This is a genomic window from Glycomyces dulcitolivorans, assembly GCF_003265355.1.
Taxonomy (GTDB): Bacteria; Actinomycetota; Actinomycetes; order Mycobacteriales; family Micromonosporaceae; genus Glycomyces; species Glycomyces dulcitolivorans.
Genome location: NZ_QFRW01000075.1, coordinates 1 through 21,313 on the forward strand (window position 1 = coordinate 1; position 21,313 = coordinate 21,313).

Here is a 21,313-nt window from a genome sequence, read left to right on the forward strand (position 1 = left end):
GTCCGGGAGCTGTTCGAGGGTGTCGCAGCGGATGACGCCGGCCTGGGCGAACAGCGCGTCGACGGCGGTGTCCGGGGTGGCCGCGGCGGCGGTGTGCGACTTGCCCGCGCGCCGTCCGGGCTCGGAGCGGCCGCCCTTGACGGCCAGGACCGGCTTGCGGCGGGCCACGGCCCGGGCCAGGCGCGCGAACTTGCGCGGGTTCCCGAAGGACTCCAGGTACAGCGCGACGGCCTTGATGTCCGGGTCGTCGTACCAGTACGAGAGCAGGTCGTTGCCGGACACGTCGGCCTTGTTGCCCAGGGAGACGAACGAGTGCACGCCCAGACCGGTGCGGGTGGCGTGCGCGAGCGCGGCGATCCCGACCGCCCCCGACTGCGAGGCCAGGGCCAGGCCGCCGGGCGCGGGCGGCTCCGCGGCGAAGCTCGCCTGGAGGCGCACGGTGCGGCCGGTGTTGACGATCCCGAGGCAGTTGGGGCCGACCAGGCGCATGTCGTGGGCGCGGGCGATGCGCACCAGCGCCGCCTGCGCCGCCTCGTCGCCGGTCTCGGCGAACCCGGAGGTGACGACGACCGCCGCGGGCACGCCCGCCTCCCCGGCCTCGCGCAGCACGTCGGCGACCTGCGGCGCCGGGACGGCGACGATCGCCAGGTCGACCGGTGCCGGCAGCTCGGCGAAGGACGGCGCGGCCGCCACGCCGGCGATCTCGGCCGCCTCCGGGTGGACGACGCGGACCGCCCCGGCGAAGCCGCCGTCCACGATGGACTTGAGGATCTCGGCGCCGACGCCGCGCCCGGACCGGCTCGCGCCGACCACCGCGACCGAGGTCGGGTCCAGCAGCGGGCGCAGCGACAGGTGCTCGGCGGCCCGTTCGCGCCTGGCCACGTCCTCGGCGAAGCGCTCGTCGAGGTCGGCGGTGAGCACGACGTCGACCACGCCGTCCGCGTAGGGCATCGGCACGCCCGGCGCCAGCCGCCGGGCCAGGCGCAGCATCTTGTAGTTGCCGCCGAGGACCTGCCCGGACAGCTCCTTGACGCCCGCCGCGGCCGCGGTCAGGGCGAGGTGTTCGAGCAGGAGCGTGCCCACGCCCCGGTGCTGCGCGCCGGGGACGACCAGGACCCCGAACTCGGCGCGGTCGGGCTGGTCGTCGAAGCGCTCGAACGAGGCGACGCCGAGCATCGCGCCGTCGTCCTCGACGAGGAGCGCGGCCCCCCTGCCGGTGCCGTTGAGGGCGGCGAGCCGCCGGGCCTCGATGGAGAGGACGCCCCGGCCGGTCCCGAAGAACCGGTAGCGCAGGTCGGCGGGCGGGCAGGCCTCGTGCATGGCGATCAGCGCGTCCAGGTCGGCGCGCTCGACCGGGCGGATGCGCACGATGCGGCCGTCGGTGTCGAGCGCGTCGGCGGGCGGGGGCAGGTGGAGGTTCATGTCGTCTCCTTGCGGCGGTGTCCTCTGGCGGGGGCCTCTCCCCGCTCCTGCCTCGATCGTCGGGCGCCGGGCGCCTCCCCGACAGTGCCGAATGCCCGGGCGCGCGGGGACGTTGGTCCCTGCCCGCGCCCCCGGGGCGAAGGTCCTCTGCGGAGCGGACTTCGGCGAGATGACGCGGGGCGGCGGGGGAGCCGACACTCGGGGCATGGACAGCGAACTGATCGGCGTGTTCCTGCTCGACGGCCACGAGGTGGTCCGACGGGGGCTCCGCGAACTACTGGAGCGCGAGGACGGCATCGAGGTGGTCGGGGAGGCCGCGAGCGCCGCCGAAGGGGTGCGCCGCGCGCTGGCGGCCCGACCGGACGTCATGGTGGTCGACGCGCAGCTGCCCGGCGGCGGCGTCGAGGCGTGCCGCCGGGTGCGCGCGGCGGACCCGTCCGTCGGCGTGCTCGTGCTGACCTCCGATGAGGACGATGCGACGCTGTTCGCCGCGATCGAGGCCGGGGCGGCCGGGTTCCTGCTCAAGCGGGTCCGGGGCATCGACCTGGTCGGGGCGGTGCGGACGGTCGCGGCCGGGGGCTCGCTGCTGGACGAGCGCATGACCGGCGCCGTGCTGGGCCGGCTGCGGTCGTGGTCGCGGAGGCGGACGCAGGACCCTCCCGGGCGCGGCGCCGCCGACGACTAGACGGGGATGGTCCAGGTCAGCTCGGTCCCCGACGGCTTGACCGCGCCGACGGAGAACTCCCCGCCCAGCGAGGCGGCCCGCGAGGCGAGGTTGGCCAGCCCCCGGCGCGGGGCCTGCGCCGGGATGCCGCAGCCGTCGTCGGCCACCCGCATCCGCAGCACCGCCGCGTCGACCGCGATCGAGACGGTCACGCGCGAGGCCTTCGCGTGGCGCGCGGTGTTGGACAGCGCCTCGCGGAGCATCGCGAGGACCTCGATGCGCACCAGCTCGGGCACCGCCCGGTCCACCGGCCCCTCGAACTCCACCTGCGGGGCGAACCCCAGGTGGTGTCGCACCACCCCGCACAGGCCCCGGACGGTCGCCGAGAACGCCTTGTCGGAGTCGGTGTGCAGGCTGAAGATCGCCGCCCGCAGGTCCGCGATCGCGCCGTCGATCTCGTCGACCGCCGAGTTGATCCGCGTCGCGGCCTCGGGCTCGTCGACGAGGTGCACGATGCTCTGCAACTGGAGGCCGGTCGCGAACAGCCGCTGGATGACCAGGTCGTGGAGATCGCGGCCGATGCGGTCGCGGTCGCGGAAGACGACCAGGCGCTCCCGTTCGGCCTGGGAGGCGGCCAGCTCGGTGTAGAGGCGGGCGTTGTCGATCGCGACGCCAGCCGCGGCCGCGAGCGCCTGGATGATCGCCTCGTCGTCCTCGGTGAACAGCTCGCCGCCGCCCTTGTCGGTCAGGTACAGGTTCCCCCACGCCTTGTCGCCCACTGTGACCGGGACGCCGAGGAACGTCCGCATCGGAGGGTGCCCGGGCGGGAACCCGACCGAGGCGGGGTGCGCGGACAGGTCGATCAGGCGCAGCGGTTCGGGGTGGTCGATGATGTGGCCGAGGATGCCGCGGCCGGTCGGCGGGTCGCCGAGGGCCTCGATCTCCTCGCGGCTCAGGCCCTGCGTGCGGAAGTCGGCCAGGCCGCCGGCGCCGTCGAGGACGCCCATGGCGCCGTACCGCGCGTCGACGAGTTTGCACGCGGCGGCGACGATCCGGTCGAGGATCGCGGCCAGTTCCAGGTCGGAGCCGATGCTGATCACCGCATCCAGCAGCGCACGCAGCCGCTCCCTGTCGATGACGATCTCGTCCACGCGAGAGGCCAGCTCATTCAAGAGCTGGTCGATCGGGGTGCGAGTCGCGGGCCGACCGGAAGGGCGCGAATGGGACGGCTTCGAATCGGCCATGCTCCTGATCGTAGCGAGTCCCTTCAGGATCGCAAGCCTTGAGCGGAGCCGCTTTCGAACACGCCCGGCCGATCCGCCCCGAGAAGCGGACGACAGGGCGCACCCGTCCCGTCCGGCTCATTCGGCGCCGCGGACGACCACGACGGGGCAGTGGGCGTGCGTGACGCAGTACTTGCCCACCGATCCGATGATGGCGCCCACGAGCGCGCCGTGCCCGCGGTTGCCGACCACCAGCAGCGACGCGTGCTCGGACCGGTCGACCAGCGCCTTCCCCGAGTTCCCCTCGACGGCGAGCATCGCGATGCGCACTCCGGGCCGTTCGAGCGCGAACTCGTCCACGGTCTTCTCCAGGTCCCGGCGCGCGGTGGCGGCGTACTCGGCCGCCGAGAGCACCATCCCGTCCGCCCCGGAGGAGAACGGGACCTGCCACGCCTGCACCGCCAGCAGCGGCGCGCCCTTGAGCTCGGCGTACTCCAGCGCCCACTCCAGCGCCTTGCGGGACGGCTCCGAGCCGTCGACGCCGACCACGACCGTGCCGTCGCCATCCTTGTGGTTCATCGTCACCACATCCCTTCTCTCGGACTCCAGCCTCGCAGCAGCGGCCGCGCCGGATCAGGGACGAAGGTCCCCTCCGCCGGTGCCGGTGGTCTCCGCCCGCGCGCCGCCGCCCCGCCCATGACGTTGGTCCCCTCCCCGCACGGGGCGAAGGTCCCTTGCAGTGCGGACTTCGGCGGGGTGGCGCCGCGGCGGAGGGCGGCCATACTCGAAGGATGGATACCGAGAAGATCAGGGTCTTCCTGCTCGACGACCACGAGGTGGTCCGGCGGGGACTGTGCGAACTGCTGGAGCGCGACGGCGACATCGAGGTCGTCGGCGAGGCGTCCGACGTGGCCGAGGCGATTCGCCGCATCCCCGCGGCCCGCCCCCACGTGGCCGTCCTCGACGCGCAGCTGCCCGACGGCAACGGCGTCGAGGTGTGCCGCAAGATCAAGGAGACCGACCCGGGCATCGCCGTCGTCATCCTCACCTCCTATGAGGACGACACCACGCTGTTCGCGGCGATCGAGGCGGGCGCGGCCGGCTTCCTGCTCAAGCAGGTGCGCGGCAACGACCTCGTCGACGGCGTCCGCAAGCTCGCCGCCGGCGGGTCCCTGCTGGACGCCCGCGTGACCGGCGCGGTCCTGGAGCGGCTGCGATCGGGCCCGCCGCGAGCCCCCGAGCTGGAGGCGCTCTCGGAGCAGGAGCGGCGCATCCTCGAACTCATCGGCGAAGGGCTCACCAACCGCCAGATCGCCGAGCGGATGCACCTGGCGGAGAAGACCGTCAAGAACTACGTCACCCGCGTGCTCGGCAAGCTGGGCCTCGAACGCCGCACCCAGGCGGCCGTCCTCGCCTCCCGCCTGTTCTCCTGACTCCTTTGGCCCCATCGGGAAGGGACTTCCGGCCCTGCCTCCGGGCCCGCGCTCGGACGAGGCTGGAGGCAGTCCGAACGAGCACGAGCAGAGGACCCGCCATGGACCAGACCCTTTCCGCGCCGCTGACCGAGGCGCGCCTGCGCCAGATCGACGCCTACTGGCGCGCCGCCAACTACCTCACCGTCGGGCAGATCTACCTGCTCGACAACCCGCTCCTGCGCGAGCCGCTCAAGCCCGAGCACATCAAGCCGCGCCTGCTGGGCCACTGGGGGACCAGCCCGGCCCTCAACCTCGTCTACGCCCACCTCAACCGGTGCATCACCGAGCGGCGCCTCGACGCGATCTACATGGCCGGCCCCGGCCACGGCGGCCCCGCCATGCTCGCCAACACCTGGCTGGAGGGCACCTACTCCGAGCACCACCCCTCGGTCGGACTCGACGAGGCCGGCATGGCCCGCCTGTTCCGCCAGTTCTCCTTCCCCGGCGGCGTCCCCAGCCACGCCGCCCCCGAGGTACCCGGCTCCATCCACGAGGGCGGCGAGCTCGGCTACTCCCTCATGCACGCCTACGGCGCCGCGTTCGACAACCCGGACCTCCTGGTGGCGTGCGTGATCGGCGACGGCGAGGCCGAGACCGGCCCGCTGGCGGCCTCGTGGCTGTCGAACGTGTTCCTCAACCCCGCCCGCGACGGCGCGGTCCTGCCGATCCTCAACCTCAACGGCTACAAGATCGCCAACCCCACCGTCCTCGACCGCATCCCGCGCGAGGACCTCCTGTCGATGATGCGCGGCTACGGGTACGAGCCGCACCTGGTCGAGGGCGACGACCCCGACACCGTCCACCAGGAGCTCGCGGGCGTCCTCGACTCCGCGCTGGAGGCGATCAAGGAGATCCAGCGGCGCGCCCGCACCGGCGAGAGCGCCGAGCGACCGCGCTGGCCGATGATCGTGCTGCGCACCCCGAAAGGCTGGACGGGACCGGCCGAACTGGACGGCAAGCCCGTCGAGGGCACCTGGCGCGCCCACCAGGTCCCGCTCGGAGCCGTCCGCGAGGACCCGGCGCAGCTCGCGATGCTGGAGGAATGGCTGCGGTCCTACCGGCCCGAGGACCTCTTCGACGCCACCGGCGCTCCGGCGCCCGAGCTGCGGGCGGCCGCGCCGCGCGGGGACCGGCGCATGAGCGCCAACCCGCACGCCAACGGCGGCATGCTCCTGCGCGACCTCGTCCTCCCCGACTTCCGCGACTACGCCGTCGCCGTCGCCAGGCCCGGCGGGACCGACGCCGAGGCCACCCGGGTCCTGGGCGAGTGGGTCCGCGACGTCATCGCCGCCAACCCCGACCGGTTCCGCCTCTTCGGCCCCGACGAGGTCGCCTCCAACCGCCTCGGCGCCGCCTTCGAGGCCACCGACCGCGCCTTCAACGCCCGAATCGAGCCCGGCGACGACCACCTCTCGCCCGACGGCCGGGTCATGGAGGTCCTGTCCGAGCACCTGTGCCAGGGCTGGCTGGAGGGCTACCTGCTGACCGGCCGCCACGGCCTGTTCACCTCCTACGAGGCGTTCATCCACCTCGTCGACTCCATGTTCAACCAGCACGCCAAGTGGCTCAAGACCACCAACTCGATCCCGTGGCGCCGCCCGATCGCCTCGCTCAACTACCTCCTGTCCAGCCACGTGTGGCGCCAGGACCACAACGGGTTCTCCCACCAGGACCCCGGGTTCATCGACCACGTCGTCAACAAGAAGGCCGAGGTCGTCCGCGTCTACCTGCCGCCGGACGCCAACACCCTCCTGTCCACGATGGACCACTGCCTGCGCTCGCGGCAGTACGTGAACGTCGTCGTGGCCGGGAAGCAGCCCGCGCCCGCCTGGCTGACCATGGACGAGGCCGTCCGCCACTGCGAACGGGGCCTGGGCATCTGGGAGTGGGCCTCCTCGGACGGCGGCGCCGACCCGGACGTGGTCCTCGCCTGCGCCGGCGACGTCCCCACCCTGGAGACCGTCGCCGCCGCCGACCTGCTGCGCCGCCACCTCCCGCACCTGAAGGTGCGCGTGGTGAACGTCGTGGACCTCATGCGGCTCCAGCCCGACAGCGAGCACCCGCACGGCCTGCCCGACCGGCAGTACGACGCGCTGTTCACCACCGACAAGCCGGTGATCTTCGCGTTCCACGGCTACCCGTGGCTGATCCACCGGCTCACCTACCGCCGCGCCGGGCACGACAACCTCCACGTGCGCGGCTACAAGGAGGAGGGCACCACGACCACGCCGTTCGACATGGTCATGCTCAACGACCTCGACCGGTTCCGCCTGGTCATGGACGTCATCGACCGCGTCCCGGGCCTGGGCCAGAACGCCGCGGGCCTGCGCCAGGAGATGTGGGACGCCCGCCAGCAGTGCCGCGAGCACACCCGCAGCCAGGGCGTCGACCACCCCGCCGTCGCCGACTGGCGTCCCGGCAGGCCGCTGGAACTCTAAGGGGGCAAAGGGAAAGGGGCGGACCGGCCGGTCCGCCCCGCTTTCGTTCCCCTACCCGAGCGCCACCGGGTGGACCCCGGCGCCGAGGTCCTCGAACGCGGTCAGGTTCGCGATCGTCGTCGCGGCGATCGCCGCGATGGCCTCGGCGGTGAAGAACGCCTGGTGGCCGGTGATGAGCACGTTCGGGAAGGCGTTGAGCCGGTCGAACCAGTCGTCGCCGATGACCTGGTCGGACAGGTCCTCGAAGAACAGCTCGGCCTCCTCCTCGTACACGTCCAGTCCCAGGTGCCCGATCCGGCCGGACTTGAGGCCCTCGATCACCGCGGCCGTGTCGACCAGGGCGCCGCGGCTGGTGTTCACCAGCATCACGCCCGGGCGCATCAGCGCGATCCGCTCGGGGTCGATCAGGTGGTGCGTCTCGGGCGTGAGCGGGCAGTGCAGCGAGACGATGTCCGCGGCCGCCAGCAGCTCCTCAAGGGACGTGTACTCCGCGCCCGCGTCCCGGGCCGCCTCGGTCGGGAACGGGTCGTACGCGAGCACGCGGCACCCGAACCCGGCCATGATCCGCACGAAGCACACCCCGATCTTCCCCGTCCCGATCACGCCCACCGTGCGCCCGTGCAGGTCGAACCCGAGCAGCCCGGTGAGGGCGAAGTTGTGCTCGCGCACCCGGTTGTACGCCCGGTGGGTCTTGCGGTTGAGCGCCAGGACCAGCGCCGCGCAGTGCTCGGCGACCGCGTACGGCGAGTAGTCCGGGACCCGCGCCACCGCGATCCCCGCCTCCTTGGCCGCGCGCAGGTCCACATGGTTGAACCCGGCCGACCGCAGCGCCGCGAACCGCACGCCGCGCGCGGCCAGCGCCTCCACCGTCTCGGCGCCGAGGTCGTCGTTGACGAACGCGCACACCGCCGCGCAGCCCTCGGCCAGCGCCGCGGTGTCGCGGTTCAGGCGCGGCTCCAGGAACACCAGCTCGTGCGCGCCGCCGTTCGCCTTGCGCAGGAACGCCTCGTCGTAGGGTTTCGTGCTGAACACGGCCACTCGCATCATGGACCTCCATTCCAGACGATACGGAGACGGGGCGGCCGCCGCCGCCCCGTCTCGGATGACATGGTCACTTGGCGCCGCGGACGACCAGGATCGGGCAGCGGGCGTGCGTGACGCAGTACTGGCTCACCGAGCCGATCACCGCGCCGACGAACCCGCCGTGCCCGCGCGAGCCGACCACCAGCAGGTGCGCCCCGTCGGCGACCTCCAGCAGCACCTTCGCGGGGTGCCCCTCCTTGACGACGCGCTCGACGTGGACCTGCGGCCACTCGGCCGCGACCTCGTCCACGGTCTTCTCCAGGCCCCGGCGCGCCTCGTCGGCGAACTCCTGGGCCGGCAGGATCATGGCCGCGGTGCCGTAGTTCATCGGGATCTGCCAGGTCTGCACGGCCTTCACCGGCAGGCCCAGCGCCGAGGCGTACCTCAGCGCCCACTCCAGCGCCTTCCGCGACGACGCCGAGCCGTCGACCCCGACCACGATCTCGTTCTCCTGCTTGCGGTTCGACATGGTCCGCTCCTTCCTCTCGAACCCCAGTCTCACCGCTCGCGCGGATCGGGATCAGAGCCGAAGGTCCCCGGCCTCCAGGTCAGTGGTCACCGGGGCGGGCAGGATCAGGACCCGACGGTCAGGCGCAGCCCGGTCACTTCCCTCGGGACGATCGCGATGACCGTGTCCAGCGGCCGGTCGATCCACGACTGCACCCGCATGCCGAGGCGCTCGGCCCCGGGCTCCCCGGTGATGTCCCTGGCGGCGCCGGCGACCAGGACGCTCCAGCCGATGCGGCCGTGGGCCTCGATCTCGTCGCACTCGTAGGCCACCGCCAACCCCGGCCGCGCCCGGACCGCCCCGGCGAACACCGAGTCCCGGCCCGTGAAGACGATGATGCGACCCTCGAACACCACATGGTTCAGGGGCCTGATCACCGGCAGCCCGTCCGCAACGAACGCCACCCGCCCGAACTCGGCCCGCGTGAGCAGCCCCATCGCGACCTTCGCATCCAGCTCGACCGGTACCCGCTCGTCCATCACGACCACTCCCAACGGCCCACTCTCCGGCTCCTGATTCGACGGTAACAGCGGCCGTCGGGCAAGGAAGGGGAACAACGTCCCGACCTGCAGCAGAACGACTCGACGGCATCCCACTGGGCCCTCAGCATCCCGACCAGAGCACTCCGGGCCGTTCGTAGGGGCCATGCAGAACCCGATCCCGATGGACCTCGGATTTCGTGCGCGTGCACCGCTTCGTTATTTCGGGTACAGTGTAGTCGAAATAGTCGGAAGGGAAACACATGCGTACCGTCGAAGTCAGCGCCACCTGCAGCGCGAGTCCCGAGAAGGTCTGGGAGGTGATGGCGGATCCGTTCCGCTGGGCCGAATGGCTCACCATTCACAAGTCCTGGAAATCCGCGGTCCCCGCACCGCTGTCGCAGGGAGACGCCGCGACGGCGGCCGCCCGCGTGATGAACATGCCCGTCGCGATCGACTGGACGTTCGACAGGGTCGAGACTCCGAACGTGATCGAGATGAGCGGCATCACCCGCGCCGGAGTGAGCCTGAAGCTGGCGATCGGCATCGCCGACATGGGCACGGCGAGCAAGGTCGACCTGTCGGTGAGCGTTGACGGCGGGATGATCGACAGCCCCATGGGCGGTGTCTTCCAGAGCTCCCTGACCGGGGCGCTGAACACGTCGCTGCGCAATGTCGAAGCGCTCGTCGCCTGACGCGGCGTTCTGGTGCGTGGCGTCGGCATTCACGGTGACGATGCTGGGTACGACGCTGCCGACCCCGTTGTACGTGCTGTTCCAGCGCGAGATGCACTTCTCGACTCTCACCGGCACGGTCTTCGTCGTGGCGTACATCGCGATCTCGATTCCCGTCGTCGGCGCAGGCCTGGTCGCCCAGACGGCGGGACTCCGTGCCGCGGGCATCGTGTTCAGTTTCGCCGTGGCGGCGCTCGCGGCGGTGGCTGCGAGCGCGTCCCGCCGTAAACCCGCCATACTGGCAACGTGAACACGGCATCGACCGAATCGGGGGCGTCGGCCGCAGGGCGGCGGGCTCCGGGCCGACCTCGCATTCCGCTGGAGCGGATCTTGACGACGGCACTGACGATCCTGGACGAGGACGGCGCCGATGCCTTGTCGCTGCGCCTGCTGGCCCAGCGACTGGGCTCCAGTACGGCCACCTTGTATCGGCACTTCGAGAATCGCGCCGACCTCGTCGCCCAGGTCGTCGATCGCATCATCGGCGAGATCGAGGTCGATGAAGACGAGGCCGGTGCGACGCACTGGCAGCAGGCGGTCCGGACGGCCGCGGTCAGCATGTTCGAGGTCTTGAGTCGGCATCGCAACGTGGCGGCCCTGCTGACCGAGCAGATCCCGGCCGGGCCGAACGCCGCCGTCTACCGCGAGCGCGTCCTGGCATTGCTGCTGGCGCACGGCTTTCCGCCGCCGCTGGCGTCTCGCGCGTATGCGTCGCTGGCCCGCTACGTTCTCGGCTTCGCCATGCAGCTCACTGCCGATCCTGCAGCGAAGTCCCGCGACGAAGCCCGGATGTCCGCGGCCCTGCATCGGATCGACGCCGCCCGGTTCCCCGCCACGCGCGCGCTGGCCGACCTCTTGCCCATGCCGATCGAGGAGGAGTTCGCCTTCGGGCTCGACCTCCTCCTCGCGGGCCTCGCCCAGACGCGCGACCAGCACGCCGAAGGCTGAGCCGGTCCGGGGCGGTCGTTGACGACTCATTTCATTTTGGATACAGTGTATCCAAAATGGGAACTACGAACGGAGTCGCCGTGACCTCTACCGACCGCACCCTGCTGCGTGGCGGGACCGTGCTGTCCATGGACCCTGACATCGGGGATCTCGACGCCGGCGACGTGCTGATCGAGGACGGCCGCATCGTCGCGGTCGAGTCGGACCTGGACGCCGACGCCGAGGTGCTGGACTGTTCGGGCCGAATCGTGATGCCGGGGTTCGTGAACTCCCACCACCACATGTTCCAGACCGCGCTGCGGTCGTACTGGTCCGATGCGCTGGAGACGGACTACTTCCTGCAGTCACGGGCCGGGGACCGGGCCTTGTTCCACCAGTACGCGCCCGAGGACGTCTACTGGGGCGAGTTCGGCGGTGCGCTGGAGAATCTGGCCGCGGGTACTACCACCGTCGTCGACACCTCCCAGTGCTCCTACACCCCGGAGCACACCGACGCCGCACTCGAGGGGATCCGGCGCTCGGGCATCCGCTGCGTGTTCAGCTTCTCGCCGGTGTTCGGCGAGTTCGAACCCGACCCGTCCTATGCCCACCCCGACGACATCCGGCGACTCGTGAAACACGGAGGCGGCCCGCTCGTCGGCCTGGCGTTGGGCTATCACGTCGACGACGACCTGTTCCGTCTCTCACGGGAACTGGAGCTGCCGGTCTTCGCGCACGTCAACGACGTGCATACGGGCCGGCTGCTTGAGGACTTCGAGTCGGAGGGCCTGCTGGGGCCGTGGCTGACGTACATCCACTGCCTGGGTCTGGACGAGTCGACCTGGGATGTCGTCGAGCGGACCGGGGCCAAGGTGTCGGTCTCGTGCATCGCCGAGCAGACCCTGGGGATGGGGCGGCTCGCCTTGCAGCCGGCCCTCGACCACGGGGTCCCGGTCGGCTTCGGCACCGACGCCGTCAGCATCCACACGGTCGACTTCTTCTCCCAGATGCGCGCGGCATACACGCTCCAGCGCGGCGGCATCGCGAACCTCGCCCGAGAGGGCGGCGCTGAGGTCCGGCCGGTGTCCACCCGCGACATCCTGCGGATGGCGACGCTGGGCGGGGCGCAGGCCGCACACCTCGACCATCTCGTCGGGTCGCTCACTCCCGGCAAGCGCGCCGACGTGATCGTGCTCAACGCGCGGGCGCTCAACGCCGGACCGGTCAACCACGCCCCGGGCGCCGTCCTGCAGATGGACACCGGCAACGTCGAGACCGTCCTCGTCGACGGACGCGTGGTCAAGCGCGACGGCCGCCTGGTCGGGGTGGACCTGGACGCCGTGCTCGACGCGCTGTCCCGCTCGGCGGACGGCCTGCTTCGGCGCTCCGGCGGCCCGTCCGTTCTGCTGACCTCTTGTCGGCTCGACTGAGGACGGCATGCGACCGGGCGCCTCATGTCCGATCTCAGACCCTGTGCGCCCCGCTGCTGCGACCGAAGACACGGCTCGTCAAACGCAGGTCAAAGCCATGTCGGAACGAAAACGGAACGGATCGGAGCCACTCGGCCCTTATATCGGCTACACTGTATCCATTATGATGATCTGGTCTGAACCGCAAGCCGATTCGCAGTTCGCCACCGTCGACGGTCTGCGCGTCCACTACAAGCGCGCCGGCCGCGGGCCCGCGCTCGTGCTGCTGCACGGCAGCGCCTCGTCACTGCACCACTTCGAGCGGATGGCGGCCTTCCTGTCAGGGTCGTACGACGTCATCCGTCCGGATCTGCCCGGCTGGGGACTCACCGGGCCCCGGGCCGACCGCGACTACCGGGTACCGACCTACGCGGACGCGGTCGCCCGCTTCCTGGAGGTGCTGGGAGTGCGCCGGTACTTCGCGGTCGGCAACTCGCTGGGCGGCAACATCGCGTGGAACCTCGCGCTGAGCCGTCCGGAGCGGGTCGCCGGACTGGCGCTCGTGAACGCCACCGGCTACCCGGAGAAGTCGGTTCCCGCGGGTCTGCGGCTGGCCCGCAACCCGCTGCTGCGTCCCCTCCTGCGCCGGGTGATGCCGCGCAGCGCCGTCGAGCGGAACCTGCGTTCGGCCGTCGGCCCGCATTCCGGCCTCGTCGACGAGGAGATGGTGGACCGGGCGTACCAGCTGATGAACCGCCCCGAAAACCGGTCGGCCTTCATCGACTTCGTCAACACCGACCAGCCCGACCGCAGCGCCGAGATTCCGCGCATCGCGGTGCCGACGCTGGTGCTGCGCAGTGCGGGCATCGACGGCCAGCACTTCGCCCGCGACATCCCCGGTGCCAGGGAACTGGTCCATCCCGACGGCGGCCACCTGCTGCCCGAAGAGGACCCGCAATGGGTCGCGAGCGCCGTCGCGGCGTTCCTCCAGACCCTGCCCGCGAGCGACCAACCGCCCCAAGGAGGCCGACAATGAAGTACTTCGTGGACGCTGAGGAGGATCGTCGCCTCGACCCCGCCTCCCGGCAGCACCTGCGTGGCTCTTTCATCGAACTGTCCGACGGCGTCACCCACTACGAACTCGCCGGCCCCGAGAACGGCGAGGTGGCCCTGCTGGCCGGCGGGCTCACCGTCCCGCTGTTCTACTGGGACGCCCTGGCCGCGCAGCTGCACGACCGCGGCATCCGCACACTCGCCTGCAGCGCCTACGGGCGGGGCTACTCGGACCGCGTCCGGGCCCGCTACGACGAGGCGCTGTTCGCCCGCCAGCTCGCCGAGCTGCGGGACGAGCTGGGCGTCTCCCGGCCGGTGCACCTCGTCGGGACCTCCATGGGCGCCCTCGTCGCGATGCGGTACGCCGAGGAGCATCGCGACTCCCTTGCGACGCTGACGCTGTCGGGACCCGCCGGACTCCTGCGGCAGCCGCTGCCGCCGCACCGGCTGCTCGCCGGCGACCTGCTGGCCGGGTTCGCCGCCCGGCGGTTCGGCCGTCGCCTGTTGGAACGCCACCTCGGCCACAACGTGCGCGACCCTGGGCGCTCCGCCGAACTCACCGCGATGGTCCTCGACGCCTACCGCTACGAAGGCTCGCTGTACGCGTTCTTCGACACGCTGCAGCACCTGCCGCTGTCCGGCCGCGCCGACCAGTTCCGGCGCGCGGGCGCACTCGGTGTGCCCACCCTGGTGCTCTGGGGCGACGACGACAAGGTCACGCCCATCGACCGGCTCCGGACCGCACGATCGCTGCTGCAACCGCAGCAGTGCCACGTCATCGCCGAGTGCGGTCACATGGCGCCGTTCGAACGACCACGCGAAGTCGCCGACCGCATCGCCGCGTTCATCGCCGAACACACTGAAAGGCACGAATCATGAACCAGCGGATCCTCGACGTCCTGATCGTCGGCGCCGGGCCGACCGGGACCGCGCTCGCGATCGACCTCACCCGCCGCGGCCTCGACGTCCGCGTCATCGACAAGAACGACCACGCCTTCGACGGATCGCGGGCCAAGGGCCTCCAGCCGCGCACCCTGGAGGTGCTCGAAGACCTGGGCGCGCTCGAGGACGTCCTCGACGGCGGCAGCCTCTACCCGCTCACGGGCATCCACTTCGGCCCCGTGACCGTCCCCTTCCGCATGATGAAGCACCGCAGGCCGAGCCCGGCGGTCCCGTATCCGGACACCTGGCTGATCCCGCAGTTCCGCACCGACCGCGCGCTGCACGACCGCCTCGGCGAGCTCGGCGGGCACGTCGAGTTCGCGACGGTGCTCGTCGAACTCGCGCAGGACGCCGACCACGTCACCGCCCAGGTCGCCGGCCCGGCCGGGACCGAGTCGATCACCGCCCGATACGTAGTCGGCGCCGACGGCGGCTCCAGCCGCGTCCGCAGACAACTGGGTATCGAGTTCACCGGATCCACCGACGAACAGGACCGGATCGTCATCGTCGACGCCGTCACCACCGGCTTGTCCCGCAACCGCTGGCACCTGTGGCCCCGCACCGGAGGCAAGTTCACCGGCGCCTGCCCGCTGCCGGGCGGCGAACTGTTCCAGTGGATGGTGCGGCTCGCACCCGGCGAGGAGCCCATGCTCGACGAGGCGCGGCTCAACGAACGGATCCGCAAGGCCACCGGCGACCGGCGCATCACGCTGACCGACATACAGTGGACGTCGGTGTTCCGGCCCAACATCCGCCTCGCCGAAAGCTACGGCAAGGGCCGGGTCTTCATCGCCGGCGACGCCGCACACGTGCACCCCCCGGCGGGAGCGCAGGGACTCAACACCGGCATCCAGGACGCCTACAACCTCGGATGGAAACTCGCCCAAGTCCTCGCGGGCGCCGATCCCGCGCTCTTGGACACCTATGAGGCCGAACGGATGCCGATCGCCGCCGGGGTGCTCGGGCTCGCCACGAAGAAGTACGACGGCATCGCCAGACTCGACCCCTCCAGCATCCGCCGCGGCAAGGACGAGCAGCAGCTCGCCCTCACCTACTTCGGCGGCCCGCTCGCCCCCGCCGGCGGCGACCGCACCGAGACGCTCCGCGCGGGCGACCGGATCCCGGGCGCCGTACTGCGCGGTCCCGGCGGCGAGCAGGTGCGGTTGTTCGACCTGATGCGAGGACCGCACTTCACGATCCTCGCCCACGGCCCGAACGCTGCCGACGCGCTCAACGGGCTCGAATGGGCGGAGACCGGCGCGCCGCTGCGACGCATCGCCGTCGGCGCCACCGCCGACCGCGCCGACCACGTCCTCACCGACCCCGCGCAGACCCTCACCCGAATGCACGGGCTCATCGAGGACACCCTGCTCCTGGTACGACCCGACGGCTACATCGGACACATTGCGACCAGCGACCACTCCGCGGGCATCCGCGCCGCCGCCCAGAGGATGACGCCCGCTCCAGGGAGCCGCACCGTACCGGACACTGACCAGAGGGTCGGCGAATGAGCCGTGTCCAGGCCGAGTACACCGGAGCAGACTGTTCCTTCGGCGGCGGCGACGCTAAATCCCCGACCGGCGATCCGCCGGACTCCCCAGTGCGACCGGATGAACCTCGGCCCTTGAAGGCACCCGCGGCACAGGGCCTCTCAACCTAGCGCTCAAGGCAGGGATCGGCCTTACTCGCTACCTTGCCCGGTGGGATCGGTGCCTGAGTTCGGAACCGGTCCCTCAGGCACCCGAATCCGAACTCGTTTCACCTGCTCAGAGGTGGTGCGCCCAAGAATGGTGGACGTGGCCCCAGCGGCCGAGGGCTCTGGCGATGAGCGGGCGGGTGGCGAAGTACCTGCCCGCTGCGCACCACAGCGCCACCAGGGCGAGGAAGACGGCCACGTAGGCGCTCATCGCGCCGATGCCGACCGCAGCGAAGACCGGGACGTAGACGCCGATGTTGTCCGCGTCGTTGGCGAAGGTGACCGTCGCGACCTCCCCGGCGCGCGGGCCATTCTCGCGCCCGGCGGCCCGGTCGTCGCTCTCGCCCTGTTGCTGAGTGCGGCGTGCGCGCCAGGCCCGCCATGCGGCCCTGATTCCCAGTGCCAGCGGCAGTAGTCCGAGGTAGGGGACGGCGGCTTCTGGCAGGAACGTGGCCCCGAACGCGGCGGCGATGGCGACGACGAGGATGGCGGCGAAGCCGAGGTACTGGCTGGCGCGGGGCTCTCGGTCGCCGTCGTCGCGCCCGCCGCGCTCTATGCAGCCCAGAGTCTGACCTGACCTGGCAGCCCGCGGGTGAGCGCCTCCGTGCACTCGGTAGTACATGAAATCGTGTATTCACGAGATCATGTACTGCTGATGCGATTTCGGTCTGCGCCGCACCGCGGCTCGATGCCGACTCGGCCGAACCCGTTGGGAGACAGTCACTGAATGATCCAGAACCGACGGTGACTCCTGTTGGACGCCTGCCAAGCCCGGCGGGCGGTTTCCCGCCGGGCTCGTTCGATCGTCAGGCGAGGTAGCCGAGGGCGGCCATCATGCCGGCTTCACCGTGGTAGAGGTTGTGGCAGTGGACCATCCACAGCCCGGGGTTGACCGCGTCGAAGTCGACTTCGAGGGTCTGTCCGGGCAGGACGATCGCGGTGTCCTTGCGCAGACCGGAATCGGCGAGGGCGAAGGTGTGGCCGTGCAGGTGCATCGGGTGCCACATGGCGTCGCCGTTGATGAACCGGAGCCGGACCCGCTCGCCCTCTTCGACCGGATAGGGGTTGCCGAGGTCGTGGGGGCGGCCGTTGATCGCCCAGTCGAACATCATCATCGAACCGGTCAGTTCCAGGTCGATGGTCCGATCGGGCTCCTTGGCGGGCAGCGTGACCGGGTCGGTCGGCGCGAGGTCGGCGTAGGTGAGGACGCGGCCGCCCAGCTCGGCGGGCGCGAAGTCGGCCGCCGGTGCTTCTCCGCTTCCGGTGCGCACCAGCGCCCGTCCGCGGGCGCCCTTGCCTTCGGCTTCGGCCACGAGGGGGAATACGCCGTCCGCGAGGGTGACCTGAACGTCGTAGCGCTCGCCCATGCCGATCAGGATCGCGTCGGTCTCGACCGGGGCACAGGGGAATCCGTCGGCATGGGTGACGGTCAGCCGGTGCCCGGTGAGGGCGAGACGGTAGGCGGTGTCGGAACCGGCGTTGATGATCCGGACGCGCACGCGCGCACCGGGTTCGGCGGCGAACACCTCGGGGTCGGCCGAAATGCGGCCGTTGACGAGGTGGTGGGGGTAGCGGACGTCCCCGGCGTCGGCGCCGAGGAGGTCGGACTCGGATCCGTGCAGCAGGAACGAGTCCTCGGTGGCGGCTTGGCCGTGGCCGTCGTGGCCGTCGTGGCCGTCGTGGCCGCCGCCCGAGCCCGTCCCGCCCATGCCCATCCCCTGTGCGAGTTCGGCGAGGACGTCGTCGGGGGTGCCGGTGACGCCGTCCATCCAGTCGTCGAGGACCACGGTCCACTCCAGGTCCCAGGTGACGGCCTCGTCGGGGTCGTCGACGACGAGCGGGGCGTAGAGCCCGCGGTCGAGCTGCGTGCCCATGTGCGGGTGGAACCAGTACGTGCCCGCGTCCGGCGCGGTGAACTGGTAGGTGTAGGTCGCGCCCGGCTCGATCGGGTCCTGGGTGAGGTCGGGGACGCCGTCGGCGTCGCAGCGCATCTGGAGCCCGTGCCAGTGCACGGTGGTCCCCGCGGGCAGGCCGTTGGACACCACCGCCTTGACCTGCTCCCCGCGGCTGACGCGGATCGGAGCGCCCGGGACGGTGCCGCCGTAGGACCAGGTGGGGACGACCAGGCCGCCGCCGAGGTCGACCTCGGCGACGACGGGGTCGAGGTGGAACTCCCGGACGGTGCCGGGGTTGCGGGCGGCCTCGGCCGCGGCGACCCGCTCGGAGTCGGGGGCGACGAACGAGGGGGCGGCCGGCCCGTCCTCGGAGCAGGCGGCGAGTGAGGCGAGAGGGAGCGCGGCGGCAGTGCCGCGCAGCACGGAACGACGTGTCAGTGTACGCATGATGAAGGAGGCCTTTCGGTTGCTGTGGATCTGGAAGCGGCGGCTTACCCCCTTTCGGGGGCCGCATCTAGATCCGCAGCACCGCGACCCGGTTGAGCAGCACCGATGTCGGCGCCCGCCACAGCGGTGGTCGATGGCGCCCGCGCCGGGCCCGCAGGGATTCGAGCGCGCGCGCCGGTGCGGACAGCGCGGCGAGGAGCCGGGACACGAGTGGGCGCAGGGTCTCGGCGACGGCTCGCAGCAGCAGCACCCCGCAGGCCATCACCCCGAGCAGCGACAGCAGCCCGCCCGGATCCTCATCGGAATCCGGATCGGCTTCCCGGCCGGTCTCGCCCGATCCGTGATGGGCCATCTGCCCATGATGCTGAACCATGGAGTGAGTGGTCTGCGCTTCTGGTTCAGTGTCCCCGGTGTGCCCGCGATGGCCCCACGAGTGCATCGCGACCACACCCACCACGAGCACCGCGACCAGCGCGACACGCGCGATCCTGCGAGCCATGGCATCACCCTGAAATCAAAGCGGGGGTGGGAAGAACGTCCTGCATCTCCTCGGCAGACATCACATCGACACTCCCGAGGATTATACCCCAGCGGGGTATTCAGGACCACTAGGGGACTCAATGCTGTTGAACGAGCGCAGGACTGGCTCGTGCCCCACCAGCTGCTGCAGGAGTCCGTCGACCAGTGGACGGACGTGTTCGGCCTCGGTGTGCTCCCTCCGTTTTTCCGGAGAGGTTTTATCTTGGTTCTGGAACGAACCAGAAGGGGACGACTTCTAGCTTCGGGTCGCAGGCGCCCGCCGGCGCAGTGTTCAACGGGTGGCGGCACCTCATGGGAGGTCCTGGACTGCGGTCGCTGTTCCTCAACAACATGCTGGTCCCCGGTCGGATCATGGCCACCGAGCCAGTGCTCGCCGCACTCCTGCTTCGCCAACTCGACTTTGCCCCCTTGGCAGTGCAGCCCTGTTCTGCGGAGATTTAAGCCGTGAGTGATCGCTGAATAACTCCCGACACGAGACTGGTTGTCAAGTCCTGGTCATCAGGATCCACTTCGAATGAACGGATCGCCATGTCCACGGAAACCCACCGGAACGCTGACATCGAAAAGCCTGCTGCGAATGTCGCCCGGAAGCTCACCATCCGCAAGCTCGACAAGATCGAGACCACCGGCGCGTGCTCCAATCTGAGCCGGTAAGTCCTCGGAACAGCCTTTTCCGTGAGCTGCGCCGCTCGCCGCGAACCGATCAAGTCCCTTAAGGAGACGGCTCATGGAGAAGCTTCGCATCAAACCTGAGCATGCGCCCTTCCTCACCCGCGACGGCAACGTGCGAATCGGAGGCGGCGTGTACGGGATCGCCGCGGAAATCGAGGACCCGCAGGGCTGGAAACGGCCGGCCCCGAAGGACCGCCGACGACTCATCGCGGACTACCTCGCCGGGGCCCTCCAGAAGGACCTCGCCACCTGGTACTCGATCGGTCTGTCGAGCGTGAAGACCGTCCTGCGAGAAGCCGGGGCCGAGAAGTACTCGGCCCGGATCCAGCCGCTCGATCAGATCGCCGCAGCCTGGACTGGATACGCAGACTTCCCTCCCTCCGACCCGGCCGAGCGCGAGCGTTGTCTCCAGCGGCGCCGCGGCGCCGTCGTCGCGGCGGCGGGCCGGCTCTTCCCCGCCGTACGCCGATCTTGACGGCAAGCGGCACCGCGAGAGGTGTCCCGCAGCCGGTTCTGGCGGCAGATCGATGCGCCTCTCACGCCGCGGATGTCAACGAACTGCACGGCATCATGAGCCGCTGTCCGGACACTGGCGGTCAGGTTCGGCGTCTTGGTGTGCCTGCCTTGCCGCGTATGCCGCGGGGGAAAGTCCGGTGCGACTCCGGAAGAAGCGTCCGAAGTTGGCGGCATCGGGGAAGCCGAGGTGGGCGGCTACGGCGGCGGCCGTCCGGCCGGTGGCCAGGAGGCGGCGGGCCTCAAGGAGGCGGCGCTCGTCGATGACCTCCCGTGCCCCGGTGCCAGCCGCGGCATGCGCGGCTCGGGTGAGGGTGCGAGTCGAGCAGCCAAGAAGCCGTGAATAGTCGTCCGCACGGTGCAGTTCGCGAAAGTGCAGTTCGAGGGCGTCGAGGAACTGTCGGTAGGTCGAGGCGCGCTGGTCGCCGACGGCAGCGGGCGGTGGCGGCGCGGCGATGCCAGGGGCGTGGGCGAGGCGCAGCAGCAACGCCTCGAGCAGGCTGCGCCGCAGCGCATGATGCAGTTCGAGCGGGCGTCTTCCAAACGCGCGGTGCTCGTCCAAGAGCTGGAACGCGGTCTGCTCGGCCCAGTGGGCGTCGGCGCCCGGGGCCAGGACGGCGGGGGCGTCGTGGGCGGTGGCGGCGGCGAGCAGCGGGGCGGTCTCGGGGCGCAGGACCTCTTGTTCGAACAGGATGAACGGCCCGCGTGCGGTACCGGGCGCATGCCAGCACTGGGTGTGGCCGGGACGGACCCACAGCCACTGGCCGGGGACGACGGTGCGCGTGACGTGGTCGACGTCGTGGAGCAACTCGCCGGAGGTCACCAGGATCAGGTAGTGGAAGGCGGCGCGTCCGGGGCGAGGAGGATTCCACGGCCAGTCGTCGTGCCGGTCGAAGAAGTCCTCGATCGTGGTGACCTCCAACCCGTACGGAGTGCCGACCGGCGGCTGGAACCCGTACAGCGGCGCCGGAGCGCTCGAGGAGGCGTCAGGCGCCGATCCGCCCAAGTGTCCGCTGGTGACCATGAGTTGTCCGTCTTCTGCGACTCGAAACCATCCGAATCCGGAAACAATATCCCGTGGGGCGACACCTCAACCCGCTCCGCACCGCAGGTTGGCGGGGTGGCGGGCGACCCGGCCTCGAAGTCCAGGGAGGAAAGACGTGAGAGCCGACATGGAAACGATCGGCTGCACC

General features: G+C 70.9%; 22 protein-coding genes. 12 read left to right on the forward strand and 10 right to left on the reverse strand.

The window, feature by feature from the left end; translation table 11 throughout:
• A partial coding sequence (locus DI269_RS06335; RefSeq protein WP_115509834.1) for a GNAT family N-acetyltransferase occupies nucleotides 1-1,422 on the reverse strand: 1,422 nt, incomplete at its 3' end.
• A 205-nt stretch (nucleotides 1,423-1,627) separates the two neighbouring features.
• On the opposite strand from DI269_RS06335, the gene DI269_RS06340 reads away from it, so the two are divergent.
• A complete protein-coding gene (locus DI269_RS06340) occupies nucleotides 1,628-2,107 on the forward strand; it encodes a response regulator (protein ID WP_112134264.1) in 480 nt (159 codons plus the stop codon).
• Here DI269_RS06340 and DI269_RS06345 read toward each other — a convergent pair.
• Nucleotides 2,104-3,330 (reverse strand): GAF domain-containing sensor histidine kinase, encoded by a 1,227-nt coding sequence (locus tag DI269_RS06345; RefSeq protein WP_112134265.1) that lies wholly within the window; start codon nucleotides 3,328-3,330, stop codon nucleotides 2,104-2,106. The two genes, DI269_RS06340 and DI269_RS06345, sit on opposite strands and share 4 nt — an antisense overlap.
• Nucleotides 3,331-3,447: 117 nt before the next feature.
• The gene (locus tag DI269_RS06350) at nucleotides 3,448-3,888 is read right to left on the reverse strand and encodes a universal stress protein (protein WP_112134266.1); all 441 of its coding nucleotides are present in this window, start codon (nucleotides 3,886-3,888) and stop codon (nucleotides 3,448-3,450) included.
• 212 nt (nucleotides 3,889-4,100) lie between these two features.
• On the opposite strand from DI269_RS06350, the gene DI269_RS06355 reads away from it, so the two are divergent.
• Together DI269_RS06355 and DI269_RS06360 are read left to right on the forward strand one after the other, a co-directional pair.
• A complete protein-coding gene (locus tag DI269_RS06355; RefSeq protein ID WP_112134267.1) occupies nucleotides 4,101-4,742 on the forward strand; it encodes a response regulator in 642 nt (213 codons plus the stop codon).
• A 101-nt stretch (nucleotides 4,743-4,843) separates the two neighbouring features.
• Nucleotides 4,844-7,222 carry a phosphoketolase family protein gene (locus DI269_RS06360; RefSeq protein WP_112134268.1) on the forward strand — a complete coding sequence of 793 codons (2,379 nt, stop codon included), beginning with the start codon at nucleotides 4,844-4,846 and terminating at the stop codon, nucleotides 7,220-7,222.
• Nucleotides 7,223-7,273: 51 nt separating this feature from the next.
• Here the strand turns inward: DI269_RS06360 and DI269_RS06365 are convergent, their stop codons facing one another.
• The 3 genes from DI269_RS06365 to DI269_RS06375 form a co-directional block, all read right to left on the reverse strand.
• Entirely contained in the window at nucleotides 7,274-8,266 is a 993-nt protein-coding gene (locus DI269_RS06365; RefSeq protein ID WP_112134323.1) for a 2-hydroxyacid dehydrogenase, read from the reverse strand.
• Between the two features lie 67 nt (nucleotides 8,267-8,333).
• Nucleotides 8,334-8,774, reverse strand: coding sequence for a universal stress protein (locus DI269_RS06370; RefSeq protein WP_112134269.1), 441 nt, complete (start codon nucleotides 8,772-8,774; stop codon nucleotides 8,334-8,336).
• A 104-nt stretch (nucleotides 8,775-8,878) separates the two neighbouring features.
• On the reverse strand, nucleotides 8,879-9,292 hold the full coding sequence (locus DI269_RS06375; protein WP_157974791.1) for a pyridoxamine 5'-phosphate oxidase family protein: 414 nt from the start codon (nucleotides 9,290-9,292) through the stop codon (nucleotides 8,879-8,881).
• 263 nt (nucleotides 9,293-9,555) lie between these two features.
• Here DI269_RS06375 and DI269_RS06380 point away from each other — a divergent pair, with 263 nt between their 5' ends.
• The 7 genes from DI269_RS06380 (at nucleotide 9,556) to DI269_RS06410 (ending at nucleotide 15,868) form a co-directional block, all read left to right on the forward strand.
• Nucleotides 9,556-9,987 (forward strand): type II toxin-antitoxin system Rv0910 family toxin, encoded by a 432-nt coding sequence (locus tag DI269_RS06380; RefSeq protein WP_112134271.1) that lies wholly within the window; start codon nucleotides 9,556-9,558, stop codon nucleotides 9,985-9,987.
• A complete protein-coding gene (locus DI269_RS27660) occupies nucleotides 9,965-10,276 on the forward strand; it encodes a hypothetical protein (RefSeq protein ID WP_198667205.1) in 312 nt (103 codons plus the stop codon). Before DI269_RS06380 ends, DI269_RS27660 begins: the two co-directional genes overlap by 23 nt.
• Nucleotides 10,277-10,356: 80 nt before the next feature.
• Nucleotides 10,357-10,974: a TetR/AcrR family transcriptional regulator gene (locus tag DI269_RS06390; protein ID WP_198667206.1), complete on the forward strand. Its 618-nt coding sequence runs from the start codon at nucleotides 10,357-10,359 to the stop codon at nucleotides 10,972-10,974.
• Between the two features lie 80 nt (nucleotides 10,975-11,054).
• Nucleotides 11,055-12,383 carry an amidohydrolase family protein gene (locus DI269_RS06395; RefSeq protein WP_198667207.1) on the forward strand — a complete coding sequence of 443 codons (1,329 nt, stop codon included), beginning with the start codon at nucleotides 11,055-11,057 and terminating at the stop codon, nucleotides 12,381-12,383.
• Nucleotides 12,384-12,546: 163 nt separating this feature from the next.
• Complete coding sequence (locus DI269_RS06400) at nucleotides 12,547-13,398, forward strand: alpha/beta fold hydrolase (protein ID WP_112134272.1); 852 nt, start codon at nucleotides 12,547-12,549, stop codon at nucleotides 13,396-13,398.
• Nucleotides 13,395-14,294 (forward strand): alpha/beta fold hydrolase, encoded by a 900-nt coding sequence (locus tag DI269_RS06405; RefSeq protein ID WP_112134273.1) that lies wholly within the window; start codon nucleotides 13,395-13,397, stop codon nucleotides 14,292-14,294. Before DI269_RS06400 ends, DI269_RS06405 begins: the two co-directional genes overlap by 4 nt.
• Nucleotides 14,291-15,868 (forward strand): FAD-dependent oxidoreductase, encoded by a 1,578-nt coding sequence (locus tag DI269_RS06410; RefSeq protein ID WP_112134274.1) that lies wholly within the window; start codon nucleotides 14,291-14,293, stop codon nucleotides 15,866-15,868. Before DI269_RS06405 ends, DI269_RS06410 begins: the two co-directional genes overlap by 4 nt.
• A gap of 255 nt (nucleotides 15,869-16,123) precedes the next feature.
• On the opposite strand, the gene DI269_RS06415 is transcribed toward DI269_RS06410, so the two are convergent.
• The 3 genes from DI269_RS06415 to DI269_RS06425 form a co-directional block, all read right to left on the reverse strand.
• The gene (locus DI269_RS06415) at nucleotides 16,124-16,675 is read right to left on the reverse strand and encodes a cadmium resistance transporter (protein WP_112134275.1); all 552 of its coding nucleotides are present in this window, start codon (nucleotides 16,673-16,675) and stop codon (nucleotides 16,124-16,126) included.
• Between the two features lie 184 nt (nucleotides 16,676-16,859).
• Nucleotides 16,860-18,395 (reverse strand): multicopper oxidase family protein, encoded by a 1,536-nt coding sequence (locus tag DI269_RS06420; protein WP_112134276.1) that lies wholly within the window; start codon nucleotides 18,393-18,395, stop codon nucleotides 16,860-16,862.
• Between the two features lie 67 nt (nucleotides 18,396-18,462).
• Nucleotides 18,463-18,894, reverse strand: coding sequence for a hypothetical protein (locus tag DI269_RS06425; protein WP_112134277.1), 432 nt, complete (start codon nucleotides 18,892-18,894; stop codon nucleotides 18,463-18,465).
• Between the two features lie 569 nt (nucleotides 18,895-19,463).
• On the opposite strand from DI269_RS06425, the gene DI269_RS28590 reads away from it, so the two are divergent.
• Both DI269_RS28590 and DI269_RS06435 read left to right on the forward strand, forming a co-directional pair.
• Nucleotides 19,464-19,589 (forward strand): hypothetical protein, encoded by a 126-nt coding sequence (locus DI269_RS28590; protein ID WP_269814143.1) that lies wholly within the window; start codon nucleotides 19,464-19,466, stop codon nucleotides 19,587-19,589.
• 73 nt (nucleotides 19,590-19,662) lie between these two features.
• Nucleotides 19,663-20,082 (forward strand): hypothetical protein, encoded by a 420-nt coding sequence (locus tag DI269_RS06435; protein WP_112134278.1) that lies wholly within the window; start codon nucleotides 19,663-19,665, stop codon nucleotides 20,080-20,082.
• A gap of 93 nt (nucleotides 20,083-20,175) precedes the next feature.
• Here DI269_RS06435 and DI269_RS06440 read toward each other — a convergent pair whose 3' ends face one another.
• Nucleotides 20,176-21,144 carry a helix-turn-helix domain-containing protein gene (locus DI269_RS06440; protein ID WP_112134279.1) on the reverse strand — a complete coding sequence of 323 codons (969 nt, stop codon included), beginning with the start codon at nucleotides 21,142-21,144 and terminating at the stop codon, nucleotides 20,176-20,178.
• Nucleotides 21,145-21,313 lie beyond the last annotated feature (169 nt).